Raw genomic sequence first — 8,325 nt, forward strand, 5'->3', positions numbered from 1 at the left:
TCGGCGAGCCACCGCATTTTCTGGATAGATTGGCATGAGCGATAGCGTAGAACTCTTCACCGACGGCGCCTGTAAAGGCAACCCTGGCCCTGGCGGCTGGGGCGCTTTGCTGGTGTGCAAGGGCATTGAAAAAGAACTGTGGGGCGGCGAAGCCAACACCACCAACAACCGCATGGAGCTGATGGGCGCGATCCGTGGTCTTGAAGAACTCAAGCGCTCCTGCGACGTGCTGCTGGTCACCGACTCGCAGTACGTGATGAAAGGCATCAACGAGTGGATGGACAACTGGAAGAAGCGCGGCTGGAAAACCGCCGCGAAAGAGCCGGTAAAAAACGCTGATCTGTGGAAGTTGCTGGATGAGCAGGTCAATCGCCACAACGTCACCTGGAAATGGGTGCGCGGGCACATCGGTCACCATGGCAACGAACGCGCCGACCAACTGGCCAATCGCGGCGTGGATGAAGTGCGCGGTTACAAGCAGGCTTAATCCCTGTGGGAGCCGAGCTTGCTCGCGATGAACGATGACGCGGTGTTCCTGAAAGACCGTATCGCCTGCATCGCGAGCAAGCTCGGCTCCTACAAGACCTTCACAGCATCAAGATCGCAGTGGCCAGTTGTTGGTCTGAGTACTGATCCGTTACCTCCCCACGAATCCGCACAAACGCCGCTTCAATCCGCACCCCGCGAATCTCCCCGTCACTGGCCACAAACGCCGCCGCATCATCCTTCGCCGCCAACACAATCTTGTCGTCGCTGAACGACCCGCTGGTGCCTTTGCTCGAGCTCAACGTCAAACTCACCGTCACATCTGTGCTGATCACGAAACTGGTGGCCTGGGCGCCCGTACCCAGCAGGCAGGTACTCAATAATAGAAACCGTGCGGTCTTCATGACGAAATCAAACCCATAGGAAACAAGCACCGCACGCTAACAAGCCGTTCTGCTCCAGACTTTATGAACTTTGCTAATGATTGTTAAAAACTGCATGAACGCCAGTCATTTACCTGTGCGCGCGCCTGATCCCGCGGGCGTGTTAACATCGCCGTTTTTGCACGAATGACCCGTTGAGAGCTGAGCACTGATGGCCACCAGATCCGTTGTACTCGATACCGAAACCACCGGCATGCCGGTGACCGACGGCCACCGGATTATCGAAATCGGTTGTGTCGAGTTGATCGGTCGGCGCCTGACGGGCCGGCATTTCCACGTTTACCTGCAACCGGACCGTGAGAGTGATGAAGGCGCTATTGGCGTCCACGGCATCACCAACGAATTTTTGGTCGGCAAGCCGCGCTTCACTGAAGTGGCCGATGAATTCTTTGAATTCATCAAGGGTGCGCAGCTGATCATCCATAACGCGGCGTTCGACGTTGGCTTCATCAACAACGAATTCGCCCTGATGGGCCAGCACGATCGTGCGGACATCACGCAGCACTGCTCGATCCTCGACACCCTGATGATGGCCAGGGAACGTCACCCCGGGCAGCGCAACAGCCTCGACGCCTTGTGCAAACGCTATGGCGTCGACAACTCCGGTCGTGAACTGCACGGCGCCTTGCTCGACTCCGAGATCCTCGCCGACGTTTACCTGACCATGACGGGCGGCCAGACCAGCCTGTCCCTGGCCGGTAATGCTTCCGACGGCAACGGTTCCGGGGAAGGGGCGGACAATTCCGCCACCGAGATCCGCCGCCTGCCGGTCGATCGTCAACCGACGCGTATCATCCGTGCCAGCGAAGATGACCTGGCCCAACACGTGGCACGCCTGGAAGCCATCGCCAAATCGGCTGGCGCCCCGTCGCTGTGGCAGCAACTGGCCGAGGCCAAGGCTCAGGCGTAGGCCCTTCGAAAAAGATCGCAGCCTCGTTTCACTCGACAGCTCCTACAGGTTACGCATTCCGTTGTAGGAGCTGTCGAGTGAAACGAGGCTGCGATCTTTTGATCTTTATAAAGCGTGCCGCGCCCGATGACCCATTTCAGTGCATGACACTCGCCACATCCGCCTCAACCCTCTACCCTGAGGTGATTGGCGGACCACGGTCTGCCGCCTCAGGACACTGAGCCTCATGTATAAAGATTTGAAATTCCCGGTCCTGATCGTCCATCGCGACATCAAGGCCGACACCGTCGCCGGTGATCGCGTGCGTGGCATCGCCCGGGAGCTGGAGCAGGAAGGCTTCAGCATTGTCTCGGCGGTGGATTACACCGAAGGGCGTCTGGTTGCCTCGACCCATCACGGTCTTTCCTGCATGTTGATTGCAGCCGAAGACGCCAGCACTCACTCTCATCTATTGCACAACATGGCCGAGCTGATTGGCCTGGCGCGGGTGCGTGCGCCCGACTTGCCGATCTTCGCGCTGGGTGAGCAGGTGACCCTGGAAAACGCTCCGGCCGACGCCATGGCCGAACTCAATCAGCTGCGCGGGATTCTTTATCTGTTCGAAGACACCGTGCCTTTTCTGGCCAGACAGGTTGCTCGAGCGGCACGCAAATATCTGGATGGTCTGCTGCCGCCGTTTTTCAAAGCGCTGGTGCAGCACACGGCTGACTCGAATTATTCCTGGCACACGCCCGGCCATGGCGGCGGCGTGGCGTACCACAAGAGCCCGGTGGGTCAGGCGTTTCACCAGTTCTTCGGGGAAAATACCCTGCGTTCCGATTTGTCGGTGTCGGTGCCCGAATTGGGCTCTTTGCTCGATCACACCGGTCCGCTGGCAGAAGCCGAGGCCCGTGCTGCCCGCAATTTCGGCGCCGATCACACTTTCTTTGTGATCAATGGCACCTCGACCGCCAACAAAATCGTCTGGCATTCGATGGTCGCTCGCGATGACTTTGTGTTGGTGGATCGCAACTGCCACAAGTCGATATTGCACTCGATCATCATGACCGGCGCCATTCCGCTGTACCTGTGCCCGGAGCGCAATGAGCTGGGGATCATCGGCCCGATTCCCTTGAGCGAATTCAGCCGCGAATCGATTCAGGCCAAGATCGACGCCAGCCCACTGACCAAGGGCCGGGCGCCCAAGGTCAAGTTGGCGGTGGTGACCAATTCGACGTACGACGGCCTCTGCTACAACGCTGAGCTGATCAAGCAGCAGTTGGGCAACAGCGTCGAGGTCTTGCACTTCGATGAGGCCTGGTACGCCTACGCGGCGTTTCACGAGTTCTTCGCCGGGCGTTACGGCATGGGCACTTCCCGCAGTGACGATGGCCCGCTGGTGTTCACCACCCATTCCACCCACAAACTGCTGGCGGCGTTCAGCCAGGCATCGATGATTCACGTGCAGGACGGCGGCGCGCGGCAGCTGGATCGGGATCGCTTCAATGAAGCGTTCATGATGCACATCTCTACCTCGCCGCAGTACAGCATCATCGCTTCGCTGGATGTGGCGTCGGCCATGATGGAAGGCCCGGCCGGGCGATCGCTGTTGCAGGAAATGTTCGACGAGGCGCTGAGTTTCCGCCGGGCGCTGGCCAATTTGCGCCAGCACATCGCCGCTGACGATTGGTGGTTTTCCATCTGGCAACCGCCGTCGGTGGAGGGCATCAACCGTGTGGTCACCGATGACTGGCTGCTGCAACCCGACGCCGACTGGCACGGCTTTGGCGGCGTGACCGACGACTACGTGCTGCTTGATCCGATCAAGGTCACGTTGGTGATGCCGGGCCTGACGGCAGGCGGCGCCCTTAGCCCGCGCGGGATTCCGGCGGCGGTGGTCAGCAAATTCCTTTGGGAACGTGGGTTGGTCGTTGAAAAGACCGGGCTGTATTCGTTCCTGGTACTGTTCTCCATGGGTATCACCAAGGGTAAATGGAGCACGCTGCTGACCGAGTTGCTGGAGTTCAAGCGCAGCTACGATGCCAATGTCAGCCTCGCGACGTGCCTACCGTGCGTGGCGCAAGAGAATGTCACGCGCTATCAGGGCATGGGGTTGCGCGATCTGTGCGATCAACTGCACGCCTGCTATCGCAGCAATGCCACGGCCAAACACCTGAAGCGCATGTACACAGTGCTGCCGGAAATCGCCATGAAGCCGTCTGACGCCTATGATCAATTAGTGCGTGGCGAGGTTGAAGCGGTGTCGATCGATGCTCTGGATGGGCGGATCGCCGCGGTGATGCTGGTGCCGTACCCACCGGGGATTCCGTTGATCATGCCCGGCGAGCGCTTTACCGAGTCGACGCGCTCGATCATCGATTACCTGGCGTTTGCCCGCACGTTCGATAGCAGCTTCCCGGGGTTTGTCGCTGATGTGCACGGATTGCAACACGAAGACGAGGGCAATGGACGGCATTACACCGTTGATTGCATCAAGGAATGAGGACCTTTCCCAGTATGCAACCGATCATGAATCCGAAATACCCAGGGCTGTCGGTGCGCGTTGCCGACGATGGTTTTGCAGCCTACATCTGGGGCAGTGATTTCAGTTTTGAAGTCGCGGCCTACGGTGCCGCCGAAATCGGAAAACCGGTGGAGCAGTGGCCGGTGACGCCGATCACGCCCTATCGTAAGTGCTACGGCATTGATCCCGAAGAGTTCAGCAGTTTCCGCGATGCCGCTGACAGCGCGATTTTCATGGCTTATCTCGATGATGAACCCGTGGGTCACCTGGTGGTCAGCACCAACTGGAACGGCTTTGCCCATATCGACGAGTTGGCGGTGCATGCGCCGGCGCGTCGTCATGGCGTGGCCAAGGCGTTGCTGGATGTGGCGCAGTTCTGGAGCCGAAAAAAGAAACTGCCGGGCATCATGCTTGAAACCCAGAACAACAACCTGGGGGCCTGCCGGCTCTATGAGCGCCGCGGTTATGTCTTGGGCGGAATCGATCATTTACGTTATCGCGGGATCGATCCGAACACCGCCGAAGTGGCACTGTTCTGGTATCGATTGTTCGATAACCCGCTGGAAACCCCGCTTAGGTCGCCAACATCGCCACGGCTTGTTCCGTGATAATGCCCAGCAGTGCCTGAATCGCCGGTGATGGCTCGCCGTTCTTGAGGGTCAAGGCATACAGGCTGATCGGCACGGCCGGCGCCAGCGGGCAGGCATCCAGCCCGGCCGATTTGGCCCCGAGGGCGGTGAAAGGGTCGACGATGGCCAGACCTTCACCGGCCTCGACCATGCTGCGCATCATCTGATGAGTCTGTACCCGGGTATGAATGACCGGGGCAGGGCGCAGGGCATGCAGCTTGTTTTCCAGCGCCGGACTCAGGGGATCATGACCTTCCAGGCCCACCATCGATTGGCCGGCCAGGTCCTGCAGTGAGATGTACTTTTGTTTAGGTTGCAACCAGCCGTGGGGTGCCAGCAGCTGAAGTTTGCCTTGGGCGATCACGTGGCAATGAATGTCGGCGTGATCGGGGTCATGCAGGCTCAGGCCCAGATCGCTTTCACGCAGCAGCAGGTTTCTGACGATCTCGCGGGTAGGTTGACTCAGAAGGGTGCAAGGCGCGTCAGGAAGGCGTCGGCGCAGGGCGGCAATGCTCTGTGGCAATAGCTGCTGCGCCAGGGGCGGCGTGCAGACGATCCGCAAGGGCGGAGCCTGATATTGCTTGAGGCTGTTGGCCAGCCGCTGAACCGGCTCCAGCGCTTCGTAGACGTGGGCGATCTGGACCTGCAACTCCCGCGCCTCGCGCGTGGCCTGCAGGCGTCCACGCACGCTGGAAAACAGCATGAAACCCAACTGATCCTCGGCGTCGCGCAGAATCCCTTCGACTTCGGCCACAGGCAACTGCAGCCATTCGGCGGCGGTGCCCAGGTGACCGGTCTGCAGGAGCGCCTGTATCACTTCGATATGACGTAAACGCATGCGTGAAGTCCATGTTCAGCAGGTGAGGGAGTCAGTGGCTGAATCCTAACTCAAGTGCGCGCATATGACTTCTGCTCATAACACGGGGTTATGAAGCGACGTTGGTTTCCGGCAGGTTGCCGACATAGGTGTCGGGTTCGCGCACGATGGTCACGTCCGACTGCACCAGCAAAAACTGGTTGTCATCGAGTTTCCGCACGCGGTCGCCAATGGCCAGCTTATAAGTGGTGACAGGCACCGAGCCAGTGAGACCGTCTGCCGACGGGGTGGATTCCTGGAACTCATGCACGGAATAAACGCGGCCTTCCGCGTCTCTTGCATGGAACTGACCGACGAGTACTGCTGCCATCTGCTTAGAACCTCTGGGGATAAATCACTCAATTTGCGGCTCTGTAGACCGTGGTTGGGCGAGGTAAGTTTTCCTACAGGAAAAAAATAGTCAGGGGCGGCGTTTTTCAGTCGCCCACTGGTTGAATCGTCATCTATAACTACAAGCTCTTTCCATCGGACAGTCGAGAATCTTCCATGAGCAACGTCTATACGATCGCTGTACTGGTCGGCAGCTTGAGAAAGGAATCGATCAATCGCAAGGTGGCGCTGGCCCTGGCCGAGCTGGCGCCTGCCAATCTCAAACTGGTTATCGTCGAAATCGGCGATCTGCCGCTCTACAACGAAGACATCGATGGTGCTTCACCGCCGGCAGCCTACAGCACTTTCCGGCAACAAGTGAGCTCATCCGACGCGGTGCTGTTCGTGACCCCCGAATACAACCGTTCGGTGCCGGCGCCGATGAAGAATGCGATCGATGTGGGTTCGCGTCCCTATGGAAAAAGTGCCTGGAGCGGCAAGCCTGGTGCCGTGATCAGTGCCTCGCCGGGCGCTATCGGCGGTTTTGGCGCCAATCACCACCTGCGTCAGTCGATGGTGTTTCTGGATGTGCCGTGCATGCAGCAACCGGAAGCTTATTTGAGCGGCGCCGGTTCAGCGTTTGACGAGGCGGGTAACCTGTCCGAGTCGCTCAAACCGTTCCTGCAAAAGTTCATCAATGCTTACGGGCAGTGGGTCGAACAACACAAGAAGATGTGACAAGTCCCCAAGGAGCAAAGCTTGCTCGCGACGGCAGTGTTTCAGTTGGCATTGATTTGACTGACACGCCGCCATCGCGAGCAAGCTTTGCTCCTTGGGGTTACAGGGTGCTGGCCAGTCGACTACAGATCATCGCTTCCATTTCCGACCGTCAAGCGGCGGTTTGCTCCGCCGCCGGTTGTGCGGTGATGCAGTAACGACGGCCACTCCAGGCCATGATCACCCAGGCATCAATGGTTGCGGGTGGCGGTTGAACGGGCAAGTCCTCGCAGGAAGCGAAGGCTTCACGCCATTTCTGCGACAGCTCTTGGAATACCCGCCGGTGATGTGGTCAACCCCGACCAGCCGCCGCGTTGCCAAATCCGAACAAACGCTACGTAAATCGCCTCTACGGTGAAAATCGCCCGGGCGTGACTCGGCGAGGTGATTTTCAAGATCAACCGGTGCGCGTTGACCACCAACAACATTACGTATGCCGCGTATGGCGATTCGATGAACTACTGGGGATTCTTTCCTACAGGGTTGACGGAATGGGGTCACATCCCTGCGTGGGGTTTTGCCGATGTCGTGGCGTCTGATGTGGCCGGTATCAAAGTCGGGGAACGCTTCTACGGGTATTTCCCGATTGCCAGCCATCTGTGGATGGGCCCGGAACGGGTGACTGAACGTGGGTTCTATGACGCCGCCGAGCATCGGCAGGCACTGACGTCGGCTTACAATCAATACACCCGTTGCAGTTGGGATTCGTACTACAGCCCAGAAACCGAAAACCTGCAGATTTTGCTCAAGCCACTGTTCCTGACCTCGTCGATGCTGGCGGATTTCCTTCAGGACAAGCAGTTCTTTGGCGCCACCCGGCTGGTGTTCTCCAGCGCTTCGAGCAAAACCGCGTTTGGCACGGCGGTCTGCCTGGAAAATCATCCTGACCTTGACGAGCCTGGCCAATGACTGTCCTACGTTGTATGTGGACTTTTCCGGCGACCTGGATTTACGTGATCAGGTCCACCAGCATTTTGCCGGGCAGTTGGTTTACAGCTGCTTCGCCGGTTCTGCGCAAAGCACCGATGAGGCTCGATTGACGGCTATTGAGGGGCCGCAGCCGGTGTTATTTTTTGCGCCGATCCAGATCCGCAAGCGCAATACCGAGTGGGGGCCGGAAGGGGTCAGTCAGCATATTGGAGAGGGTTTGCAGCGTTTCTACCGGCTGATAAACCATTGCTGGAAGTGGTCGAGAGCAAAGGCTATGAAGCCGCGCAGAGCGTGATTGCCCGGCTGTTTCATGGACAGATCGCGCCGGTGGAGGGGCATGTGATTCGGCTATAGCACCGATCTGTCGTAATTGGATGGACTCGCCCAAGCCGAGGCGTCAATGCGCCACGGTGGCAGTCTAATCAGCCAACGACAGCGAGGGCGAGTCCATGAAAAAGCAT

The 8,325-nt window shown here is 58.6% G+C and carries 10 protein-coding genes; 7 read left to right on the plus strand and 3 right to left on the minus strand.

Annotated features, from left to right (window positions below):
• Positions 1-34 precede the first annotated feature (34 nt).
• Positions 35-487 carry a ribonuclease HI gene (rnhA, locus tag ACIQU2_RS26625; RefSeq protein WP_008152099.1) on the plus strand — a complete coding sequence of 151 codons (453 nt, stop codon included), beginning with the start codon at positions 35-37 and terminating at the stop codon, positions 485-487.
• 100 nt (positions 488-587) lie between these two features.
• Here the strand turns inward: rnhA and ACIQU2_RS26630 are convergent, their stop codons facing one another.
• Positions 588-890 (minus strand): DUF2388 domain-containing protein, encoded by a 303-nt coding sequence (locus ACIQU2_RS26630; RefSeq protein WP_403145156.1) that lies wholly within the window; start codon positions 888-890, stop codon positions 588-590.
• A 190-nt stretch (positions 891-1,080) separates the two neighbouring features.
• On the opposite strand from ACIQU2_RS26630, the gene dnaQ reads away from it, so the two are divergent.
• The 3 genes from dnaQ to ACIQU2_RS26645 all read left to right on the plus strand — a co-directional run bounded on the left by dnaQ (position 1,081) and on the right by ACIQU2_RS26645 (position 4,950).
• The gene (gene dnaQ / locus ACIQU2_RS26635) at positions 1,081-1,839 is read left to right on the plus strand and encodes a DNA polymerase III subunit epsilon (RefSeq protein WP_347805460.1); all 759 of its coding nucleotides are present in this window, start codon (positions 1,081-1,083) and stop codon (positions 1,837-1,839) included.
• A 226-nt stretch (positions 1,840-2,065) separates the two neighbouring features.
• The gene (locus ACIQU2_RS26640; RefSeq protein WP_403145158.1) at positions 2,066-4,321 is read left to right on the plus strand and encodes an Orn/Lys/Arg decarboxylase N-terminal domain-containing protein; all 2,256 of its coding nucleotides are present in this window, start codon (positions 2,066-2,068) and stop codon (positions 4,319-4,321) included.
• 14 nt (positions 4,322-4,335) lie between these two features.
• A complete protein-coding gene (locus tag ACIQU2_RS26645) occupies positions 4,336-4,950 on the plus strand; it encodes a GNAT family N-acetyltransferase (protein ID WP_403145161.1) in 615 nt (204 codons plus the stop codon).
• Here the strand turns inward: ACIQU2_RS26645 and ACIQU2_RS26650 are convergent.
• Positions 4,916-5,809 carry a LysR family transcriptional regulator gene (locus tag ACIQU2_RS26650; protein ID WP_403145164.1) on the minus strand — a complete coding sequence of 298 codons (894 nt, stop codon included), beginning with the start codon at positions 5,807-5,809 and terminating at the stop codon, positions 4,916-4,918. The genes ACIQU2_RS26645 and ACIQU2_RS26650 overlap by 35 nt on opposite strands.
• A gap of 88 nt (positions 5,810-5,897) precedes the next feature.
• On the minus strand, positions 5,898-6,158 hold the full coding sequence (locus tag ACIQU2_RS26655; protein ID WP_074876303.1) for a hypothetical protein: 261 nt from the start codon (positions 6,156-6,158) through the stop codon (positions 5,898-5,900).
• A gap of 176 nt (positions 6,159-6,334) precedes the next feature.
• Between ACIQU2_RS26655 and ACIQU2_RS26660 the strand changes: the two genes are divergently transcribed.
• From ACIQU2_RS26660 to ACIQU2_RS26670, 3 genes are all read left to right on the plus strand, one after another.
• Positions 6,335-6,895: an NADPH-dependent FMN reductase gene (locus tag ACIQU2_RS26660; RefSeq protein WP_347806392.1), complete on the plus strand. Its 561-nt coding sequence runs from the start codon at positions 6,335-6,337 to the stop codon at positions 6,893-6,895.
• A gap of 423 nt (positions 6,896-7,318) precedes the next feature.
• A complete protein-coding gene (locus ACIQU2_RS26665; RefSeq protein WP_403145167.1) occupies positions 7,319-7,843 on the plus strand; it encodes a DUF2855 family protein in 525 nt (174 codons plus the stop codon).
• Complete coding sequence (locus ACIQU2_RS26670; RefSeq protein ID WP_403145170.1) at positions 7,824-8,159, plus strand: DUF2855 family protein; 336 nt, start codon at positions 7,824-7,826, stop codon at positions 8,157-8,159. Before ACIQU2_RS26665 ends, ACIQU2_RS26670 begins: the two co-directional genes overlap by 20 nt.
• Positions 8,160-8,325: the final 166 nt, after the last annotated feature.

This window comes from Pseudomonas sp. NPDC098740 (assembly GCF_044760065.1).
Classification (GTDB): domain Bacteria; phylum Pseudomonadota; class Gammaproteobacteria; order Pseudomonadales; family Pseudomonadaceae; genus Aquipseudomonas; species Aquipseudomonas rossensis.

Excerpts from the sequence above, each read along its gene's own strand:
- rnhA (WP_008152099.1), top strand. The coding sequence starts at position 35 with ATGAGCGATAGCGTAGAACTCTTCACCGACGGCGCCTGTAAAGGCAAC.
- ACIQU2_RS26630 (WP_403145156.1), bottom strand. The coding sequence starts at position 890 with ATGAAGACCGCACGGTTTCTATTATTGAGTACCTGCCTGCTGGGTACG.
- dnaQ (WP_347805460.1), top strand. The coding sequence starts at position 1,081 with ATGGCCACCAGATCCGTTGTACTCGATACCGAAACCACCGGCATGCCG.
- ACIQU2_RS26640 (WP_403145158.1), top strand. The coding sequence starts at position 2,066 with ATGTATAAAGATTTGAAATTCCCGGTCCTGATCGTCCATCGCGACATC.
- ACIQU2_RS26645 (WP_403145161.1), top strand. The coding sequence starts at position 4,336 with ATGCAACCGATCATGAATCCGAAATACCCAGGGCTGTCGGTGCGCGTT.
- ACIQU2_RS26650 (WP_403145164.1), bottom strand. The coding sequence starts at position 5,809 with ATGCGTTTACGTCATATCGAAGTGATACAGGCGCTCCTGCAGACCGGT.
- ACIQU2_RS26655 (WP_074876303.1), bottom strand. The coding sequence starts at position 6,158 with ATGGCAGCAGTACTCGTCGGTCAGTTCCATGCAAGAGACGCGGAAGGC.
- ACIQU2_RS26660 (WP_347806392.1), top strand. The coding sequence starts at position 6,335 with ATGAGCAACGTCTATACGATCGCTGTACTGGTCGGCAGCTTGAGAAAG.